21 protein-coding genes are annotated in these 19,948 nt (G+C 68.6%); 14 read left to right on the top strand and 7 right to left on the bottom strand.

Annotated features, from left to right (window positions below; translation table 11 throughout):
* Positions 1–68 precede the first annotated feature (68 nt).
* The 5 genes from CFB46_RS09310 (at position 69) to CFB46_RS09290 (ending at position 3,713) form a co-directional block, all read left to right on the top strand.
* Positions 69–554: a CreA family protein gene (locus CFB46_RS09310; RefSeq protein WP_089499822.1), complete on the top strand. Its 486-nt coding sequence runs from the start codon at positions 69–71 to the stop codon at positions 552–554.
* A 62-nt stretch (positions 555–616) separates the two neighbouring features.
* Positions 617–1,546, top strand: a complete 930-nt coding sequence (locus CFB46_RS09305) for an AraC family transcriptional regulator (protein WP_089499821.1) — start codon at positions 617–619, stop codon at positions 1,544–1,546.
* Positions 1,547–1,671: 125 nt separating this feature from the next.
* Positions 1,672–2,439, top strand: coding sequence for an AzlC family ABC transporter permease (locus CFB46_RS09300; protein WP_089499820.1), 768 nt, complete (start codon positions 1,672–1,674; stop codon positions 2,437–2,439).
* Positions 2,436–2,774: an AzlD domain-containing protein gene (locus CFB46_RS09295; RefSeq protein WP_089499819.1), complete on the top strand. Its 339-nt coding sequence runs from the start codon at positions 2,436–2,438 to the stop codon at positions 2,772–2,774. Before CFB46_RS09300 ends, CFB46_RS09295 begins: the two co-directional genes overlap by 4 nt.
* Positions 2,775–2,936: 162 nt before the next feature.
* The gene (locus CFB46_RS09290) at positions 2,937–3,713 is read left to right on the top strand and encodes a DUF4088 family protein (protein WP_027783906.1); all 777 of its coding nucleotides are present in this window, start codon (positions 2,937–2,939) and stop codon (positions 3,711–3,713) included.
* Between the two features lie 131 nt (positions 3,714–3,844).
* On the opposite strand, the gene CFB46_RS09285 is transcribed toward CFB46_RS09290, so the two are convergent.
* On the bottom strand, positions 3,845–4,246 hold the full coding sequence (locus tag CFB46_RS09285; protein WP_089499818.1) for a hypothetical protein: 402 nt from the start codon (positions 4,244–4,246) through the stop codon (positions 3,845–3,847).
* A 266-nt stretch (positions 4,247–4,512) separates the two neighbouring features.
* Here CFB46_RS09285 and CFB46_RS09280 point away from each other — a divergent pair, with 266 nt between their 5' ends.
* The 3 genes from CFB46_RS09280 (at position 4,513) to fumC (ending at position 7,880) form a co-directional block, all read left to right on the top strand.
* Positions 4,513–4,731 carry an RNA-binding S4 domain-containing protein gene (locus CFB46_RS09280; RefSeq protein WP_027783904.1) on the top strand — a complete coding sequence of 73 codons (219 nt, stop codon included), beginning with the start codon at positions 4,513–4,515 and terminating at the stop codon, positions 4,729–4,731.
* Positions 4,732–4,868: 137 nt separating this feature from the next.
* Positions 4,869–6,257, top strand: a complete 1,389-nt coding sequence (gene norM, locus CFB46_RS09275; protein WP_027783903.1) for a multidrug efflux MATE transporter NorM — start codon at positions 4,869–4,871, stop codon at positions 6,255–6,257.
* Between the two features lie 228 nt (positions 6,258–6,485).
* A complete protein-coding gene (gene fumC, locus CFB46_RS09270; protein WP_089499817.1) occupies positions 6,486–7,880 on the top strand; it encodes a class II fumarate hydratase in 1,395 nt (464 codons plus the stop codon).
* 45 nt (positions 7,881–7,925) lie between these two features.
* Here the strand turns inward: fumC and CFB46_RS09265 are convergent, their stop codons facing one another.
* Together CFB46_RS09265 and CFB46_RS35850 are read right to left on the bottom strand one after the other, a co-directional pair.
* Positions 7,926–8,438, bottom strand: a complete 513-nt coding sequence (locus tag CFB46_RS09265; RefSeq protein ID WP_027783901.1) for an acyl-CoA thioesterase — start codon at positions 8,436–8,438, stop codon at positions 7,926–7,928.
* Positions 8,439–8,567: 129 nt separating this feature from the next.
* Complete coding sequence (locus CFB46_RS35850; RefSeq protein ID WP_175888556.1) at positions 8,568–8,708, bottom strand: hypothetical protein; 141 nt, start codon at positions 8,706–8,708, stop codon at positions 8,568–8,570.
* A 190-nt stretch (positions 8,709–8,898) separates the two neighbouring features.
* On the opposite strand from CFB46_RS35850, the gene CFB46_RS09260 reads away from it, so the two are divergent.
* On the top strand, positions 8,899–9,606 hold the full coding sequence (locus CFB46_RS09260) for an ArsR/SmtB family transcription factor (RefSeq protein WP_089499816.1): 708 nt from the start codon (positions 8,899–8,901) through the stop codon (positions 9,604–9,606).
* Between the two features lie 150 nt (positions 9,607–9,756).
* Positions 9,757–12,315 (top strand): DUF6600 domain-containing protein, encoded by a 2,559-nt coding sequence (locus CFB46_RS09255; protein WP_227789621.1) that lies wholly within the window; start codon positions 9,757–9,759, stop codon positions 12,313–12,315.
* A 101-nt stretch (positions 12,316–12,416) separates the two neighbouring features.
* Here CFB46_RS09255 and CFB46_RS09250 read toward each other — a convergent pair whose 3' ends face one another.
* A complete protein-coding gene (locus CFB46_RS09250; RefSeq protein ID WP_027783898.1) occupies positions 12,417–13,388 on the bottom strand; it encodes a thymidylate synthase in 972 nt (323 codons plus the stop codon).
* Positions 13,389–13,430: 42 nt separating this feature from the next.
* Positions 13,431–14,828, bottom strand: a complete 1,398-nt coding sequence (locus CFB46_RS09245) for a sigma-54 dependent transcriptional regulator (protein ID WP_089499815.1) — start codon at positions 14,826–14,828, stop codon at positions 13,431–13,433.
* Between the two features lie 504 nt (positions 14,829–15,332).
* On the opposite strand from CFB46_RS09245, the gene CFB46_RS09235 reads away from it, so the two are divergent.
* Positions 15,333–15,659, top strand: a complete 327-nt coding sequence (locus CFB46_RS09235; RefSeq protein WP_027783896.1) for a hypothetical protein — start codon at positions 15,333–15,335, stop codon at positions 15,657–15,659.
* Between the two features lie 288 nt (positions 15,660–15,947).
* Positions 15,948–16,448: a dihydrofolate reductase gene (locus tag CFB46_RS09230; protein ID WP_089499814.1), complete on the top strand. Its 501-nt coding sequence runs from the start codon at positions 15,948–15,950 to the stop codon at positions 16,446–16,448.
* Between the two features lie 85 nt (positions 16,449–16,533).
* Here the strand turns inward: CFB46_RS09230 and pmbA are convergent, their stop codons facing one another.
* Positions 16,534–17,904, bottom strand: coding sequence for a metalloprotease PmbA (gene pmbA, locus CFB46_RS09225; protein ID WP_089499813.1), 1,371 nt, complete (start codon positions 17,902–17,904; stop codon positions 16,534–16,536).
* A gap of 127 nt (positions 17,905–18,031) precedes the next feature.
* Here pmbA and yjgA point away from each other — a divergent pair, with 127 nt between their 5' ends.
* The gene (yjgA, locus tag CFB46_RS09220) at positions 18,032–18,634 is read left to right on the top strand and encodes a ribosome biogenesis factor YjgA (protein ID WP_279610177.1); all 603 of its coding nucleotides are present in this window, start codon (positions 18,032–18,034) and stop codon (positions 18,632–18,634) included.
* Positions 18,618–19,226: a molybdopterin adenylyltransferase gene (mog, locus tag CFB46_RS09215; protein ID WP_080681382.1), complete on the top strand. Its 609-nt coding sequence runs from the start codon at positions 18,618–18,620 to the stop codon at positions 19,224–19,226. Before yjgA ends, mog begins: the two co-directional genes overlap by 17 nt.
* 34 nt (positions 19,227–19,260) lie before the next feature.
* Here mog and orn read toward each other — a convergent pair whose 3' ends face one another.
* On the bottom strand, positions 19,261–19,881 hold the full coding sequence (orn, locus tag CFB46_RS09210) for an oligoribonuclease (protein WP_027783891.1): 621 nt from the start codon (positions 19,879–19,881) through the stop codon (positions 19,261–19,263).
* Positions 19,882–19,948 lie beyond the last annotated feature (67 nt).

Raw genomic sequence — 19,948 nt, 5'->3', positions numbered from 1 at the left:
TCTGCTTTTCGTGGCGCGGCCATGCGCATGCTAGAGTCTCTGTCCCGCATTCGCATCCGGTTCCGTCGATGAAGCATCGCCTCCCGCGCTCCGCCCCCCTCGCCCTCCTGCTCTCCGCATTCGCCGCCGCACCGTTCGCGCACGCGGAGGAAGTCGGCAGCGTCAATACCCATTTCCGCGTCACGGGCTCCGATCGCGTGGTCGTCGAGGCCTATGACGATCCGATCGTCAACGGCGTGACCTGCTACGTGTCGCGCGCCCGCACCGGCGGGATCAAGGGCACGCTCGGCGTCGCCGAGGATCCGAGCGAAGCATCGATCGCCTGTCGGCAGGTCGGCCCGATCAGCTTCAAGGAACCGCTCAAGCAGCAGACCGACGTGTTCAGCGAACGCATGTCGTTCATCTTCAAGACGCTGCACGTCGTGCGCGTGGTCGACAAGAAACGCAACACGATCGTCTACCTGACCTACAGCGACCGCATCGTCAGCGGCAGCCCGAAGAACGCCGTCACCGCGGTGCCGATGCCGGCCGGCACGACGATTCCGGTCAAGTAAGCCCGCACCCGCCGGGCGCGCGAGCGATACACTGTCGGTTCGACCGCTCCCGTCGCCCGATCATGTCCGCCACCCGCCTTCCCGATTCCGCGCGCTACTGGCGCACGCCGCTCGTGCCGGACGCGGATCTCCTCACGGCCACCTATCGCGATCACACGTTCGCGCCCCACTGGCACGACGCGTACACGATCCCCGTGATTCTCGAAGGCGCGGAACGCTTCACCTATTGCGGCACGGGCCATGTCGCCGAAACGGGCACCGTGCCCGTGATCAATCCCGGCGAAGTCCATACGGGGTCGCGTGCCGCCGACGAGGGCTGGTGCTATCGCGTCAGCTACATGCCGGTCGAATTCATCCGCGAACTCGCCAGTTCGATCGCGGGCCGCCCGCAGGATGCGCCGTGGTTTGCCCCCGACGTGATTCGCGACGCCGATCTCGCGGCCCGGCTCACGCTCGCGCACCGGATGCTGGAAGCCGGTAGCGAGCGCGCCCTGTCGTCGCAGGCGCCGGGGTCGCCAGCCGACGCGCCGGCGGCCGGCGACCCGGTGGCCGGTGCTCCCGCCACCGGCGTGCCGCGCATCTACGATCCGCTCGCCGCCGAAACCGCGATGCTCGACGCGCTGTCGACGCTGATCGCGCGCCACGCCGACGTGCGGCCGCAGCCGGCGCCGCTCGCGGCCGACGAACCGCGCGTCGATGCGATGCGCGAGCGGCTCGCCGCCGACCTGACGTGCACGGTGACGCTCGACGACGTCGCGCAGGCGGCCGGCCTGTCGCCGTTTCACGCGGCGCGCCTGTTCACCCGTACGGCCGGCATGCCGCCGCATGCGTGGCGCAACCAGCTGCGGCTGCAGCGTGCACTGGCGCCGCTGCGCGCGGGCGTGCCCGTCGCCGATGTCGCGGCGGCCAGCGGCTTCGTCGACCAGAGCCACTTCACGCGGCATTTCAAACGGATGTTCGGCGTGCCGCCCGGGCGCTGGCAGGCAAGCTGACGCGCGGCTTCCCGCAGCCGCCGGCCGCGCCGCGACCCGCGCCGGCCGACACGCGAACCGGCACCGCTCCCGCGGGCGCAAGAACATACAAGCCGGCTCGCCGCCGGCCCGCTATCCTCCACGTCATGGAGGAGCGCTTCTTGAACACGACACCCGCATCGCCCCCGCGCCGCCCGCTCAACGAATGGCTCGACGGCGCACGCGACACGATTCCGATGATGATCGGCGCGGCGCCGTTCGGCGTGATCTTCGGCACGCTCGTCGGCGGCGGCCCGCTCGCCGCATGGCACGGCGCGCTGATGTCGCTCGCGGTGTTCGCGGGCTCCGCGCAGTTCATCGCGCTCGGCCTGATCGCCGGCAGCGCGGGTTTCGCCGTCGTGCTCGCCACGACCCTGATCGTGAACCTGCGCCATCTGCTGTACAGCGCGACGCTCGCGCCTTATGTCGCACACCTGCCGCTGCGCTGGCGCGCGACGCTCGGCGCGTTGATGACCGACGAGGTGTTCGCGGTCGCCTACGGACACTACCGGCACTACCCGCCCGGCACGATCGGCCCCCACTACTTTTTCGGTTCCGGGCTCGCGATGTACCTGAACTGGCAGGCCTGGACGCTCGCGGGCATCGGCTTCGGCACTGCATTCCCGGGCCTGCAGTCGCTCGGCCTCGATTTCGCGATGGCGGCGACCTTCATCGCGATCGTCGTCCCGCAGCTCGGCACGCTGCGCTACTTCTCGGCGGCCGCCACGGCCGGCACGCTCGCGTACTTCTGGCAGGGCTGGCCGTACAAGCTCGGGCTGCTCGGCGCGGTCGCCGCCGGCGTCGCGATCGGCGTCGTGCTCACGCTGCTGCACGATCGCACGCGCGCCGGCTCCCGCTCGGAGGCTGCATCGTGAGTTACGCGCTGCTGATCCTCGGAATGGCCGTCATCACGTATGCAATCCGCTCGACGCTGTTCCTGTTCGGCGAGCGGCTGACCTTCCCGCCGCTCGTGCGGACCGCGCTCGGCTTCGTGCCGGTCACCGTGCTGACCGCGATCATCGTACCGATGACGGTCTCGCCGCACGGCGGCTCGGCCGAGCTGACCTGGCGGAACCCGCAGCTCGTCGGCGCGCTCGCGGCCGTGTTCGTGTCGGCCGCGACCCGCCGCCCGCTCGTGACGATCGCCGCCGGGCTCGTGGTGTTCTTCCTGTGGCAAGGGGTCGTACTGCCGCACTGGCTGCCCGCCTGAGCGCAGGCTCCGTCGCGCGCGCTCAAGTTTTCGCCCGGCGCGCCGATATAGGAGATGAAGACCCGCCACCGGCCCCGGCGCGCATCGGTCAGTCGACGCTGCGCCCCGTCCCCGGTGCGCCGTGCCGGCGCCGGCTTGCGCGGGCCGCCATCGAGACGATTCATGGGCCAGATCACCCTTTCCCTCAAGGACGACACGCTCGAGTCCCTGCGCAAGGACTACGACGCGTTCGTCCGCGTGTCGCTGAAACTCGACCCGCAATTCGCGACGCCGTCGTTCGAGGATTTCCTGCGCGCGAAGCTGCTCGACAACATGGTGCCGCTGACCGAGCACGCCGTGCAGCGGATGCTGCAGGGCGGCCAGTACGCGTGGGCCAAGCGCGCGCTCGACAAGGAATTTCCGGACGTCGTCGCGATCCTGATGCGGCAGGCCGGCGAATTCGGCTTCGGCTTCGCGTCGCGCTCCGAATGGACCCCCGACGAACTCGCGAAGGCATGCCGCGACTGGGCGAAGGCGATCGTCGCCGAAGCACAGGGCGATCCGTCGCTGATCGACCCGCTCGCGTCGCAGATCAAGAGCGCGGCGCAGGACATCCAGACGCTCGAGGAACTGATGCAGACGCCTGCGTGGCGGCTCGCGGAATCGCTGCGGCAGCGGATCTACGAGGCCAAGCTCGCGTGCGAGATGAGCGTCGGCAGCACCGCGCGCGACAAGCTCGGCGAACTGCGCGGGCTGCTGCGGCTCGGGCTCGCGCACGGCTCGTTCCAGAAGCAGGAAGCGCAACAGATCATGGAATACCTGCGGCTGCTGAAGCCGGAGATCTTCGTCGAGGAACCGTACGACGTCTTCGCGCGCCTCGCCGCGTGGCTTCGCGGCGTGTTCACGCCGGCCGCCATACGGCCGGCCCAGGGACAAGGGCAAGGTCAGCGCCGGCCCTGACCGCGCGCTCGTCCCGCGCATCGTATTCCCCCACGAAAACGGCCCGGTCGCGCGAAGCGAATCGGGCCGTCTGACGATCGCCGTCGCGACGCGCCGTTCGAGGCGAGCGTCGCGACGGCGTCGGGCACCGCTTACTGCGTGGCGCCCTGGGCCGATGCACCGCCCTGCGCGCCGACCGATGCGCCGCCTTCGGTCGCCTCGTCGGCCTTCGCCTTGGCCGAGCCCGCATGGCCCTTGGCCGACTTCGCCGCATGCTTCGTGTGCTTCTTGGCCGAATGGACGGCCGACGACGTCGTATCCTTCGCGCCATCGGCTGCCGCGCCGACTGCATCGGTCGCACCGCCCGTCGCATTGCCCGACATGTTCGCACCGGCACCGCCCTGCGCGCCCGCACCGACACCTGCCGCCGGCGTTTGCGCCTGTACGCCGGCACCGGCCGCGCCTTGCGCCGTCGTGCCCGTCTGGGCGAATGCGGCCGAAGTGGCGAACGCCGTCAGCGCGGCACCGATCAGGATCGTATGAATCTTGGACATGGCAATTCTCCTCGAGAAGTTGTGCGCCCGGACCGCAGCGATGCGGTCCGTCGCGTCCCCGCCGCAACACGCAGCAGGTACGACAGAAGACCGGCGGCCCGCACGGCCGGTTCGCGAATCTCTCAGACTGTTACCCACCGTTTCATTTGCTGACGAATCGCTCACAGTCCTTTACATCCGCCGCCGGCCGCCCGCGCTCGCGTGCAGGCGCGCGGTGCCGTATGATGCGGAGCGTTTCCTCCCGCGCGTTGCGCACCTTCCTCGTCATGCCCAATCTGGATTTCACGCTGACCGGCGAATACGTCGAGCTGCACAACCTTCTCAAGATCACCGGCCTCGCGGACAGCGGCGGCACCGCGAAGCTGATCGTCGCGTCCGGCGCCGTGAAAGTCGACGGCGCGATCGAGCTTCGCAAGACCTGCAAGATCCGCGCGGGCCAGGTCGTGCTGCTCGGCGACACGCGCATCGCGGTACGCGAGGCCTAGCGCCCGCGGGGTTCCCCCTGCCCGCGACATGGCCATCGGCGCACGCGTTCGACACGGTACGAATAAAGCCGTAAGCTAACCGTCTCTCAAAATAAATACATATAGCGCGGGCCCGCACCCGCGCGAGCGCCCATTCCATGTCGCATTCCGGTCTTACGAGGACGGCCGCCGCGCCGCCGTCCCTGTCCAGTCATGCCGCCGATACCGCGCGCCTCGCCGCGCCGCTCGCGATCGCGCAACTTTCCCAGATGGCGATGAGCGTCACCGACACGGTGCTGCTCGGTTCGCTCGGCCCCGATTCGCTCGCGGCGGGCGGGCTCGGCGCGAACTACTTCTTCGTCATCGTGACGATCCTGCAAGGCGTGCTGTCGTCGGTCAGCGTGAGCGTCGCGCATGCGCGCGGCGCCCAGGCCGAGGATCGCGTGCCGCACATCTACTGGACGGGCTTCGCGCTGTCCGTGCTGCTCGCGATTCCGGCGATCGTCGCGCTGTCGCTCGCCGAACCGATCCTGCTGATGTTCCACGAGCCGCCGCTGCTCGCGCATCACGTCGGCGAATACACGGGCATCCTGCGCTTCGCGGCGCTCGGCAGCCTGATCGGCGTCGGACTGATGCGCGCGTTCCTGCCGGCGATCGGCGCGGCGCGCCGGCTCTTGTGGGTGTCGATCGGCGGTGTCGGCGTCAACGGCGTCCTGAACTACGGGCTGATCCACGGCGCATTCGGGCTGCCGCGCCTCGGCTTTCTCGGTTCGGCCGTCGCGACGACGATCACGATCTGGCTCACCGCGCTCGCGCTGATCTGGCTGCTGCACGGCCGGCAGCGCTTCCGCCATTTCGTGACCGCGGCGCGCCCGAAGCTGCCGGTGATGGGCGAGTTGATCGGCATCGGCTGGCCGGTCGCAATCACGTACGGGGTCGAATCGACGCTGTTCCTCGGCACCGGCCTCACGGTCGGCGTGCTGGGCGCGACGTCGCTCGCCGCACACCAGATCGCGCTGAACGTCGCGTCGGTGTCGTTCATGGTGCCGCTCGCGATCGGCCAGGCGGCCAATGTTCGCGTCGGCTACTGGATCGGCGCGGGCTCGCCCCTCGCCGCGCGGCACGCGGGCTTCGTCGCGCTCGCGCTCGGCGTCGGCTTCATGTCGCTGTCGGGCCTCGTGATGATCGTCGCGCCGCATACGATCGTCGGCCTGTACCTGCACCTCGACGACCCGGCCAACGCAGCCACGGTGTCGCTCGCCGCGTCGCTGCTCGGCATCGCCGCGGTGTTCCAGATCGTCGACGGCATGCAGACCGTCGCGTCGGGTGCGCTGCGCGGCCTGAAGGACACGCGCATCCCGATGCTCGCCGCGACCTTCGGCTACTGGGGCATCGGTTTCCCGACCGGCTACTGGTTCGCGTTCCACGCGGGCCTGGGCGCGCGCGGCCTGTGGTGGGGGCTCGCGGCCGGGCTCGCGAGTGTCGCCGCGCTGATGGCATGGCGCTTTCACCGCAAGACCACCTCGCTCATCGCGACGGCGCGCTAAGGCCTGTTCACGCTGATAACGGGCTTGCGCCGGCCCCAGAACGAATTTCTCCAAACAGGGGAACGTGCGCTAGGCGCGACACGACGCAAAATCGCGGCCGGCGCTATGCTTGTCGGTCGAACCCATCGAGACGCCGCGCAAGCGGCGCGGCTGCCCCACGATACGTCTGATTACGTCTGACGCCGCGCGACGACGCGCGGCCTTTCCCCTTTTCAGGAGGAGTGCATCATGAATGAAGCAGTTCGGATGGAACGCGACACGTTCGGCGAGATCGCCGTGCCGGCCGACCGGCTCTGGGGCGCGCAGACCGAGCGCTCGCTGCAGAATTTCCGGATCTCGACCGAGAAACAGTCGCCCGAGCTGATCCACGCGCTGGCGATCGTCAAGCGCGCCGCGGCGGCCGTCAACCAGTCGCTCGGCGTGCTCGCCGACGACAAGGCGCACGCGATCATCGAAGCCGCCGACGAGATCATCGCCGGCAAGCATCCGCGCGAATTCCCGCTCGCGGTGTGGCAGACGGGCTCCGGCACGCAGACCAACATGAACCTCAACGAGGTGATCGCGAACCGCGCGAGCGAACTGCTGGGCGGCGAGCGCGGCGAAGCGCGCAAGGTTCATCCGAACGACGACGTGAACCGCGGCCAGTCGTCGAACGACGTGTTCCCGACCGCGATGCACGTCGCGGCCGCGTATGCGATCGTCAATCACCTGCTGCCGGCGTTGCGCACGCTGCGCGCGACGCTCGACGCGAAGTCGAAGGCATTCGCCGACATCGTGAAGATCGGCCGCACGCACCTGCAGGACGCCACGCCGCTCACGCTCGGCCAGGAGTTCTCCGGCTACGTCGCGCAGCTCGACCAGGGCATCCGTCACGTCGAATCGACGCTGCCGCACCTGTACGAACTCGCGCTCGGCGGCACCGCGGTCGGCACGGGGCTGAACGCGCATCCGGAGTTCGCGGTGCGCGTGGCCGACGAGATCGGCCGGCTCGCGAAGCTGCCGTTCGTGACGGCGCCGAGCAAGTTCGAGGTGATGGCCGCCGCCGACGCACTGGTCTTCGCGCACGGCGCGCTGAAGACGGTCGCGGCAAGCCTGATGAAGATCGCGAACGACGTGCGCTGGCTCGCGAGCGGGCCGCGCTGCGGGCTCGGCGAGCTGTCGATTCCGGAAAACGAGCCGGGCAGTTCGATCATGCCGGGCAAGGTGAACCCGACGCAGTCGGAAGCCGTGACGATGCTCTGCTGCCAGGTGTTCGGCAACGACGTCGCGGTCAACGTCGGCGGCGCGAGCGGCAATTTCGAGTTGAACGTATTCCGGCCGATGATCGCGCACAACGTGCTGCAGTCGGTGCGCCTCCTCGCCGACGGCGCGCAGAGCTTCAACGATCACTGTGCGGTGGGCATCGAGCCGAACCGCTCGCGGATCGACCTGTTGCTGAACGAATCGCTGATGCTCGTGACGGCGCTCAATCCGCACATCGGCTACGACAAGTCCGCGCAGATCGCGAAGAAGGCGCACAAGGAAGGCACGACGCTGAAGGCGGCCGCGCTCGCGCTCGGCTACCTGACGGAGGCGGAATTCGATGCGTGGGTGCGCCCCGAGCAGATGATCGGGACGCGGTAACGGCAGGACGACGGGCGCGGCGCGGGAGCGCGGCGCCCGCGGCACTCAGACGGCGCCCTTCGCGACTTCTTCCGGCTTCATCTCGACGATCTTGTCGAGCGCGGCCCGCACGTCGGCCGCGTATTTCGCCAGCACCCGCTGCTCGTCGGTTTCGGGCACGAACGGCGGCACCGGCACCGGGTTGCCGTTCTCGTCGACCGCGACGAACACGACGAGGCAATCGGTCGTCTGGCGCAGCACGCCGCCCTTGGGATCGCCGGCGTGCACCGACACATGGATGTGCATGCTGGTACGGCCCGTCGCGACGACACGCGCCTTCAGCTCGACCAGATTGCCCACCAGGATCGGACGCTGGAAACGGATGTTGCCGACGCTGACCGTCACGCAATAGCGGCTCGACCAGACGGCCGCGCACGCATACGCGACCTCGTCGATCCACTTCATCAGCGCGCCGCCATGTACCTTGCCGCCGAAGTTCACGGACGAAGGCTCGGCAAGGAAGCGGAATACGGTTTCGGTGCGGTCGAGGGCGGCCGGCACGGGGGACGGTTGGGGCATTGTTGTGGCTCCAGGCGGCAGGGGCGCTGTAATCGGGCCATTATACGTGCACTGCGGCAACGCGCCGCGGCAAGCCCCGTGTGGCGGGGCTCCGGCGGCCACGCCGGCGCGCGAGCGGATCGACGCCGGTCAGCGTCGCACCGTGACGCCCTGGTCGATCGTCCCGTACATCTCGATACTGCCGCCGCGCTCGCCGGTCGCGCCCGCGCCGCCCTGCGCACAGGCCGCACACACGAGCGCGGCCGCCAACACACAGAAAATCGTCTTCATCGTTGCGTCGCATCCCATGCGGCGGCCCGCTGCCGCCGCGTCCGGCCATTCTACGCGTGGCCTGCAACGGCCTGCGGTCCGGTCCGCGCAGGAGCGCCGCCGCTGCATCCGACATTTCATCGAGAAGCGAAACATCGAATGCGCGCACGGACTACACTGCTCCTCATCCCGCTCGACGAGAGACACGACGATGACCGATCAAGACGACCACCATTTTCCGGGCCTGAGCCGCATCGGCGCGCTGATCGCCGATCCCGGCCGCGCCGCGATGCTATGGGTGCTGATGGATGGCAGCGCGCGACCGGCCGGCGAACTGACGATGATCGCGGGGCTGTCGCCGTCCGCGGCCAGCGCGCACCTCTCGCGCCTGACCGAAGGCGGCCTGCTCGCCCTCGACGTGCGCGGCCGACACCGCTACTACCGCATCGCGTCGGCCGACATCGCGGCCTCGCTCGAAGCGCTGGCGAACGTCGCACGCGCGGCCGCGCCGCATCGCCCGGTCCCGCCGCCGTCGCGCACGGTGCCGGCCGAACTGCGCTATGCACGCACCTGCTACGACCACATGGCCGGCGAGCTCGCGGTACGTATCTTCGACGGCCTCACCGCGCGCCGCTGGCTGGTCGCGAACGGCGATGCGATCGAGACCACCGAGCTCGGCACGCAGGCGCTCGCGCAATGGGGCATCGACGTCGCGAAGCAACGCACGCGCCGGCGCCGCTTCGCGTGCGGCTGTCTCGACTGGAGCGAACGGCGCTCGCATCTCGGCGGCGCACTGGGCGCGGCGCTGCTCGAAAGCTTCTGCGCGCAAGGCTGGATCGAACGCGCTGCCCGACCGCGCGTGCTGCGCGTCACGGTGCCCGGACAGCAGGTTTTCGACGAGTGGCTTACGTCCGCTTGACGCCGGCATTGCAGCTGCACGACAACGGCGCGCGACGGACAGGTTTTGTTACATCGCGTGCCATTCGACTTACAAAACACCGTGCCTTGAAACAGGCCAAGCGGATATTGTGAACTCGACGGCACGAATCGACGCGCCGCGATCACAACGATGACGCTCACCATGGCCACCCAGTTCACGCTCAAACGCGCCGCCCGCTACACGCTGCTCGCGTTCGTCGCGCTGGCGGCGCTGCCGCCCGCCTTCGCGCAATCGGCCGATGCGCCGCCGAATATGGCCGCGGCACGGCAATCGGGCGGCGATCCGCCCGGCCGCGTCGCGCGGCTCAACTACCTGTCGGGCGCCGTGACGACCGAACCGGCCGGCACCGATACCTGGTCGTACGCGGCGGTGAACCGGCCGCTGACGACCGGCGATCAGCTCTGGAACGATGCCGGCGCGCGCTCGGAACTGCACATCGGTTCGACCGCGGTGCGGCTCGGCGAATCGACGAGTCTGTCGGTGCTGAACCTCGACGACACGACGACGCAATTGAAGGTGGGGCTCGGCACCGTGTCGACGCACGTGCGCGACTTGCCGGCCGGCGGATCGTACGAAATCGACACGCCGAACCTCGCGCTCGGCATCGCCGGCCCCGGCGACTATCGCGTCGATGTCGCGCCGAACGGCGCGAGCACGACGGTGACGGTACGTAGCGGGAGCGCGACCGTCTACGGCAGCAACGGGCAGTATCCGCTGTCGCCGGGGCAGCAGGTGGTGTTCACCGGCACCGACCTGCAGGTCGCGCAGCAATCGGCCGCGCCGGGCCCCGACGCGCTCGACCAGTGGGCCGCCAGCCGCGACGCGGCCGAAGCGCGCTCGGTGTCGGCCCGCTACGTGTCCCGCGACATTCCCGGCTACCAGGATCTCGACGCGAACGGCACGTGGCGCGAAACCCCGAATTACGGCGCGGTATGGGTGCCGAACGACACGCCGGCCGATTGGGCGCCGTATCACGACGGCCACTGGATCTGGCAGGCGCCGTGGGGCTGGACCTGGGTCGACGACGCGCCGTGGGGCTTCGCGCCGTATCACTACGGCCGGTGGGCGTACGTGGACGACAACTGGGCATGGGTGCCCGGCCCGATGGTCGTCAGCCAGCCGCCCGCCTATGCGCCGGCACTCGTCGCGTTCGTGGGCGGCGGGGGCGGCGGCGGTTCCGACTGGAGCGTCGCGCTCACGGTGGGCGGCGTCGCCGCGGCCGGCTGCGCATGGTTCGCGCTTGGCCCGGGCGAACCGTGGCATCCGGGCTGGGGCGGCTGGAGCCCGCACTACTACGACCGCGTCAACCGCAACATCGTGGTGAACAACGTCAACGTGAACAAGACGGTGAACGTGACGAACATCACCAATATCACCAACATCAACAAGACGTACGTGAACTTCCGTGCGCCGCACGCGATCACGGCCGTGCCGGCCTCCGCGTTCGTGCACGGACAGCCGGTCGCGCACTTCTCGCAGCACGTCGATCCGCAGCAATGGCGCAACGCGCACGTCACGCCGGGCACGCCCGGCATCGCGCCGGTGCGCCAGAGCTTCACCGGCGGCCTGCGCAATGCCAGCTACCGTCCACCGGCGGCGATCGCGCAGCACCCGTACGTCGCGACGCGCAATCCGGCCGTGCCGCCCGCGTATCGCGACCAGGCCGCTGCCCACCTCGCGCAGCAAGGCGGGCGCGTACCGGGTGCGGGCGCGCCCGTCGTGAAGACGAACGTGCCGGCCGACTATACGGCTCGTCCGGTCCGCGTTCCGGGCAAGCCGCCGGGCAGCGGCGCATGGGCAATGCACAACGTGCAGCTCGTGAATCCGCACGGCCCCGTCGTGCAGCCGACTCGCGCGCCGCACGAAGGCCAGCCGGCCGGCGAGCAGGCCGCGCGGCCGGGCGCGCCGACGCCGGGCATGCCGAATGGCGTGCGGCCGCCGAACGGCGAAAACCCGAACGCACCGCGTTTGGCCAACGGCGGCACGCCGCCGGCACCCGGCAACCCGATGCCGCATCAGGCGTTCGCGCCCGGCAACGGCGTCCCGCATCCGCCGGGCGCGAACAACGTGCCGGCAGGGACCGCCGACGCGCACGCGGCCAACGCGCCGTCGCCCGCATGGATGCAGCCGCACACGCCGATGGCGCGTCAACGCCCCGATTCGCCCACCGCACTGCACGCGGCAGGAGGGAATGCGCTGCCACCCGTGCGCAGCGCCGCGGCGCCGCATCCGGACGGCGTGCCGGCACCGCAAGGCGTACAGCCCGGCGGCCGCAACGAAGCGCCGCGCGCGCTGCCGCAACCGCCGATCGGCAATACCGCGCAGATTCAGCAACCGCGTCCGCGCCCCGATTTCCAGGCGCCGGCCCGACAGCTGCAACCGGAACGGGCAGCCCCCGCGCCGCAGCCGCGCCCGGACTTCGCTCAACCGGCGCCGCATCGCGAGGTCGCGCCGCCGCGTGTGAACGAGTACCGTCCGCCGGCGCCCGCGGTGCACGACATGCCGCGTCCGCAGCCGCAGGCGCCCCGCATGGAGCCGCGACCGCAGCCGGCGCCGCGCATGGAGCCGCGCCCGTCGATGCCCGCTCCCCGGATGGAACCACGGCCTCAGCCAGCCCCGCACGTCGAGGCGCCGCATCCGAGTAACCCGCCGCCGCAGGGCGGCCACGAGGAACGGCATCGCCAGTAAGTGCAGCAAAGATGAAACAAAAAAAGCTCGACCGGCCAATACCGGTCGAGCCTTTTTTGCGAGGTGCGGATCGATGAAACCGGCCGGCCCCGGCCGCGCGATCAGACCGCCATCGGCGCGGTCAGCGGCTCGTGGTGGCGGTAGCCGACGAGCGAGAAATCGGACGGCTCGACCAGTTCCAGCCATTCGGGCGCATAGACGCCCGTCTTCGCGTACTCGGGCACGCGCTCGGCAATCTCGAGCCGCGGGCTTTCGTACGGCTCGCGCGTGAGCTGCTGCTGCAGCATGTCGAGCTGGTTCTCGTAGATGTGGGCGTCGCCGATGAAATACGTGAACCAGCGCGGCGTGTAGCCCGTCAGCCGGCCGACGAGCGACAGCAGCGCTGCCCCTTCCGTCAGGTTGAACGGCGTGCCGAGGCCGACGTCGTTGCTGCGGATGTACAAGCACAGCGAGATCTCGCGCTTCGTCGCGTTCGGCAGGAACTGGTACAGCAGATGGCACGCGGGCAGCGCGATCTGGTCGAGCACGGCCGGATTCCACGCGTGAAACAGGATGCGGCGATCGGACGGGTTTTCCATGATCGTGTCCAGGCACTGGCGCAGCTGGTCGATCGCCTTGTACAGCAGCACCTTCGGCGCGCCGTCTTCGTCGAAACGCGTGACGATCCGGAAGCCGCGGCGCGTCGCATCGGCGATCTGCGCGTCGGCGCTCGCATCGAGCACCTTGTAGCCCGGCCACTGGCGCCATTGCACGCCGTACACGTCGCCGAGATCGTCGACGCCCTGGCGATACGGGTTCGCGAGCCATTGCGCGTTCTCGTTCGCGTTCGCATCCCACACCTTGCAGCCGAGCGCGCGGAAATCGGCCGCGCTGCGCGACGCGCGCAGAAAGCCGACCAGCTCGCCGATCGCGGACTTGAACGCGAGCTTCTTGGTCGTCACGGCCGGGAAGCCTTGCTGCAGGTCGAAGCGCAGCATCGCGCCCGGCATGCTGATGGTGCGGATCCCCGTGCGGTTCTCCTGCCAGGCGCCGGTATCGAGAATGGTACGAACGAGATCGAGATACTGTTTCATGCGGGTTCCTTCGGCCGCGAGGGGCGACCGTACCCGCCGATTTTAGCAAGCGTGGCGCGGAAGCTCCGGCAACGGCGCCGAAAACCCTGCCAGCGTGTCGCTGCGATCGCGCATGCCGTGCGCGCACATCAGCCGGTAGAGCGTGACGCGCGATACGCCGAGTTCGCGCGCGGCATCCGCAAAACGGCCGCGATGGCGCAGCAGCGCCTGCTCGATCGCCTGCCGTTCGGCCGCCTCGCGCGCCTCCAGCAGCGACACCGGCGCGAGCGCCGCATAGTCGTTCAGTTCGAGATCGGTCGCGGTGATCATCCGGCCTTCCGACATGACGATCGCGCGGCGCACGCGGTTGATCAGCTCGCGCACGTTGCCCGGCCACGAATAGCCGTACAGCGACGCGACCGCATCCGGGGAAAAGCCGCGCAGGCGACGATGCGCATCGCCCTTGAAGCGCTCGAGCATGTGGCGCGCGAGCACCTCGATGTCCTTGCCGCGCGCGCGCAGCGGCGGCTCCTCGATCTTCAGCACGCACAGCCGATGAAACAGGTCCTCGCGGAAGCGCCCTTCGCGCAGCGCCGCTTCCATGTCCACGTGCGTTGCGCAGATCACGCGTACGTCGACCGGCACCGACACGTGCGCGCCGAGCCGCTCGATCTTGCCTTCCTGCAGGAAGCGCAACAGGCTCGCCTGGCTTTCGAGCGGCAGATCGCCGATCTCGTCGAGAAACAGCGTGCCGCCGTTGGCGGCCTCGACGCGGCCGATCTTGCGCTGGTTCGCGCCGGTGAACGCGCCGCGTTCGTAGCCGAACAGTTCGGCCTGCAGCAGCGTCGACGGTATCGCCCCGCAATTGATCGCGATGAACGGCGCCTGCGTGCGCGACGAACGCTCGTGAATCGCGACCGCCGTCAACTCCTTGCCCGTGCCCGACTCGCCGGAGATGAACACCGGTGCGTCGGTCGCCGCGACACGGCGGATCGTCTTGAAGAGCCCGAGCATCGCGTCGCAGGTGCCGACCATCTCGCCTTCGCTGCGCCCGGCGCCGACGGGCGGCGCAACGGGATCGGTCAGTGCGACCATGCCGTGCGCATGGCCGACGGTCTCGACGATCCGCGTCGTTTCGTACGGCATCGTCACGTAGTCGAAGCAATAGTCGCGAATCAGATGGCGCAGCGTCGCGTCCTGCAACTGGCCGCGCCGCGTCGCCGCGATCCAGCCGATGTGCTGGATGCTCAGGCAGGATTCGAGTTCGCGCAGGTCCGACGGCTTGAAGCCCGGCGAGAAATCGAGCAGGCCGGCGGTTGCCACGCCGTGCTGCACGACGCGCCGCACATCGCGCACCGTCTCGGCCAAATCGACGCGCCAGCCGCATTCATCGAAATGGCCGCGCAACGCGTCGTTCGGTTCGCGCGAATAGTAGATCACGTGCCGCTGATCGGCTCCCATATGCTCACCCCGTTCATCAACCGTCTAACGATTGGCGCACACGTCAGATCGCGTGCAAAAGGATCGAATCGGGTCAGCCAGAGGTGGCTCGATTCGCCATGCCGATGCGCGGCAACGACACACAGCCTCGCATGATGGCGCTTATCTCGCGTCCAGTAATTTTGTGATCAAGACAACCTGGTTATAGGCACCGAATACGACAAACCCGTTTCAGTGCCGATGGCGATACGGCCGAATCGCCCACGAGGTCGATGCAGATCAATCATCTGCACATAGCACACGCGCAGGAAGGGTTTCGTCATCGACACACGCGCCGATTGTCATCCTTGAAGTGTGTCGATTGAATCAGCAGTATTCCCGAGCCCCATCGTTTCAGGCCTGAAACATTTTCAAGCGTTTTCGGTCACCATTCGCAACGCTCGAGCGCGAATCGCAATGGCGGCAACGGTCCCGGTACGGTGGCATGTATTTCGCTGAACACGTACACGATCGGAGACAGTCGCCATGCGAAAACCTCTTTTACTTTCTTTCGTGCCGATGATGCTCGTGCTCTCGGCGGCCGGCCCGCCTGCTCCGGCATGCGCGGACGAAGGCACGCAGGCGGCTCGCGCCATATTGCTCGCCGAAAACACGCCGGGCACGCAGCACGGCAACGGGTTCGGTATCGTGACCGTGTCGGCGCCGCAACCGCTGCCGGCCGCCAAAGCCTCCGTGACGCTGTGGGACGAGATCCCGTCGCCGCCCCAGTTGCCGATGCCGCTGCCGGCACCGCAACCCGGCGACATCCGGCATGCGATGGAAGGCAACGTGCGAGGCAATACGCATCCCTGATCATTCGCCGCTTCAATTCAATCAGGATGACGTATCGAACTGACGAGCCGGTCGAGCGGGATGCCATCGAGCGGAACCGGTATCGCCGATCTCGCGACATAAAACGTTTTTGTGCTCCGTCCCCCGGCGGGCACGCTTTTTATTCGGACGGCCGTCGCGACGCGGGGCATCACGCGTCGCGACGCACGACGCCGGAAACGCCGATGCCCGTGGGGCGGGCGGAATCCGGCACACGCCGCCGTTCCGGTAAAATCGGCCCCATTCCGTTTTCCCTCTTCCCCGACCTTCATGACGACGTTGACCCTGATCGTCGCGCGCGCCCGCAACGGCATCATCGGCCGCGACAACCAGTTGCCCTGGAAACTTCCCGAGGATCTCGCGTTCTTCAAGCGCACGACGATGGGCGCGCCGATCGTGATGGGCCGCAAGACCCACGAATCGATCGGCCGGCCGCTGCCCGGCCGCCGCAATATCGTCGTCACGCGCGACGCCGCACGCCGTTTCGACGGCTGCGACACGGTCACGTCGCTCGCCGACGCACTGGCGCTCGCCGCGCGCGACGGGGCGCCGGAGGTATTCCTGATCGGCGGTGCGCAACTCTACGCGGAAGGTCTCACGCTCGCCGACAAGCTGGTCGTCACCGAGATCGACGCCGACTTCGACGGCGACGCGGCGTTCCCGGCGCCCGACGCCGCGCACTGGCAGGAGATTTCGCGCGATGCGCATCAGGCTGCCGCGCCGAACACGTTCGGCTATGCGTTCGTCGTCTACACACGCAAGCGCGGCTGACGTCTTCTTCCGCACGATGAAAAAAGCCCGACCGGCTCGCGCCGGTCGGGCTTTGCGTTTCCTGGCGGCCTGCGCCGCGTGCGGCTTACTGCCCTGCGATCGTCATCTGCTCGATCAGCACCGAGCCGGTTTCCTTCGTCCCGCGCACGATCGAATCCGCGCCGATCGCGACGATATGGCGGAACATCTCCTGCAGCGTGCTGGCAACGGTGATTTCCTCGACCGGATACTGGATCACGCCGTTCTCCACCCAGAAACCGGCCGCGCCGCGCGAATAGTCGCCCGTCACGTAATTCACGCCCTGCCCCATCAGCTCGGTCAGCAGCAGGCCAGTGCCGAGCTTCTTCAGCATCGCGTCGAAGTCGTCGTCTGCCCGCGTGCTCGAGCTGCGCAGCGCGAGGTTGTGCGAGCCGCCCGCGTTGCCGGTGGTTTGCGTGCCGAGCTTGCGTGCCGAATAGGTCGACAGGAAATAGCCTTCGACGACACCGTCCTTCACGACGCTGCGCGCACGCGTGCGCACGCCCTCCTCGTCGAACGGCGCACTGCCCATCGCGCGCGGCACGTGCGGATCCTCGACGACCTGGATGTGCGGCGCGAACACCGGCTTGCCGAGGCTGTCGACGAGGAACGACGTCTTGCGATACAGCGCGCCGCCGCTCACGGCCTGCACGAATGCGCCGAGCAGGCCGGCCGCGAGCGGCGCCTCGAACAGCACGGGCACCTTGCGCGTGTCGAGACGGCGCGCGCCCATCCGCGCGAGCGCACGTTCGGCCGCGTAACGGCCCACCGCTTCGGGCGCGGCGAGATCGATCGCGCTGCGCTTCGACGAATACCAGTCGTCGCGCTGCATGTGGCGGCCGCTGCCCGCGATCGGCGCGCATGCGATGTAGTGGCGCGAGTACGGATAGCCGGCAAGGAAGCCGCGCGACGTCGCGAGCACGAACTGCGAGTGCTGCGCCGACACGCTCGCGCCTTCCGAATTGCGAATTTGCGGGCTGACCGCAAACGCGGCGTCTTCCGCGCGGCGGGCCAGCTCGACGGCGTCGTCGGCCGTCAGCGCCCACGGGTGGTACAGATCGAGGTCGCGCGGGTCGGTTTCGAGCAGTTCGGCTTCGGCGAGGCCGGCCGCTTCGTCCTCGGCCGTGAAGCGTGCGATGTTGTAGGCGGCGGCGACGGTATCCTTGATCGCGGCCGGCGAGAAGTCCGACGTGCTCGCGTTGCCGCGCTTCTTGCCGATGAACACGGTGACGCCGACCATCTTGTCGCGGTTGTGCTCGATCGTTTCGACTTCGCCGCGGCGCACCGACACCGACAGGCCGTCGCCCTCGGAGATTTCGGTCGCGGCGTCCGTCGCGCCGAGCGCCTTCGCATGGCGAAGGATGTCCGATGCGATTTCTTTGAGCTGGTCCTGCGTGTGCGGGAAATAGCGCGCTTGTACGTCGAGATTGGCTGCCATCGTCTTGGTATCCGGTGGCGGGCGGGCGCCCGCATGGTCAAAATGTTGCGTATCCCGCGATCATAGCAAGGTCCGGGGCCGGGCACAGACAAGCTTGGGGTATCCGCGCCGCGATACAATGCGGCCCATGACACGCAAAACCCGAATCCAGCCGATCGAGCATGCCGTCGAAGCCGACGACAACGGCTACGATCGCCCCAGCAAATCCCAGTTGAAGCGCGAGATGCACGAGTTGCAGGTGCTCGGCCAGGCGCTCGTCGACCTGCCGAAAGACGCACTGAAGCGCATGCCGATGCCTGAAAGTCTCTCGGACGCCGTGCGCGAGGCGCGCCGGATCACCGATCACGAAGGCAAGCGCCGCCAGCTCCAGTACGTCGGCCGCGTGATGCGCACGCTGACCGACGACGAAACGGCCGCGCTGCGCACCGCGCTCGACGCGCAACGCGGCGTGAACAAGGCCGCGACGGCCCGCCTGCACTGGATCGAGCGCACGCGCGACCAGTTGCTCGCCAACGACGACGCGCTGACCGAATTCCTGCGCCAGCACCCGGACGCCGACATCCAGGAAGGCCGCACGCTGATCCGCAACGCGCGCAAGGAAGCCCAGCAAGGCAAGCCGCCACGCTATTTCCGCGAGCTGTTCCAGTGGATCAAGACCGCGAGCGGCACGCCCGGCGGCGATGACGAAGCGGCCGACGACGCCGAAGACGACCATGACGACGAAGCGTAATCATCCGGACGAGCTCGTGGTCGGCCTCGTGTCGATCAGCGACCGCGCGAGTACGGGCGTCTACGAGGACAAGGGCATTCCGGCGCTGCAGGAATGGCTCGCCGGCGCACTCGTCTCGCCGTGGCGCGCCGAAACGCGCCTGATCCAGGACGACGCGCCGACGATTTCGGCCACGCTGGCCGAACTGGTCGACGTCGCCGGCTGCGACCTCGTGCTGACGACGGGCGGCACCGGTCCCGCACGCCGCGACGTGACGCCGGAAGCCACGCTGGCCGTGGCGACGAAGGAAATGCCGGGATTCGGCGAACAGATGCGGCAGATCAGCCTGAATTTCGTGCCGACCGCGATCCTGTCGCGGCAGGTCGCGGTGATCCGCGAAACGGCCGACCATGCGGCGCTGATCATCAACCTGCCCGGCCAGCCGAAGTCGATCCGCGAAACGCTGGAAGGGCTGCGCGATGCCGACGGCAAGTCGACCGTGCCCGGCATCTTCGCCGCGGTGCCCTACTGCATCGACCTGATCGGCGGCCCGTATATCGAGACCGACGCCGCGGTGGTGGCGGCGTTCCGGCCGAAAAGCGCCCGGCGCTGAACGTGGGTCGAGCGCCGCGCGCGTGCCGGTCCGCTCAGGCGGCCGGCACGGAATCGCCTGCCGGCGCCGATGCGGCCGGAATCAGGAAATGCTCGCGATAGTATTTCAGCTCGTCGATCGACTCGTGGATGTCGGCGAGCGCGGTGTGCATCGCCCGCTTCTGGAAACCCTTGTAGATGGCCGGCTGCCAGCGGCGGCACAGCTCCTTGAGCGTGCTGACGTCGAGATTGCGGTAGTGGAAGAACCGCTCGAATTCCGGCATCCAGCGCGCCATGAAGCGGCGGTCCTGGCAAATCGAGTTGCCGCACATCGGCGACTTGCCCGGCGACACGTACTGCGCGAGGAACGCCTGCAGTTGCGCGGCGGCTTGCGCCTCGGTCACGGTCGATGCGCGCACGCGCTCGATCAGCCCCGAGCGGCCGTGCGTCGACTTGTTCCAGTCGTCCATCTTCGCGAGCGTCTCGTCGCTCTGGTGAATCGCGAACACCGGGCCCTCGACGGCAACGTCGAGCGTGGAATTGGTCACGACGACCGCGATCTCGATGATGCGGTCGTTATCCGGGTCGAGGCCCGTCATCTCCATGTCGAGCCAGACGAGGTTCAACTCGTTGCGCACGAGCGCGGGCTGGCTGGCGGAAGCGGCGGTGTCGGTCATGATTCATCCTGGAAAATGGCGGACCGGGCGCGCCGATGCGGCGCTGCCCGGGCGGCCGGCATCGCAT

Source organism: Burkholderia sp. HI2761, assembly GCF_002223355.1.
In the GTDB taxonomy this organism is placed as follows: Bacteria; Pseudomonadota; Gammaproteobacteria; order Burkholderiales; family Burkholderiaceae; genus Burkholderia.
The sequence above is the reverse complement of the archived record's forward strand: the minus strand, read 5'-3'. Positions and strand labels throughout refer to the sequence as shown.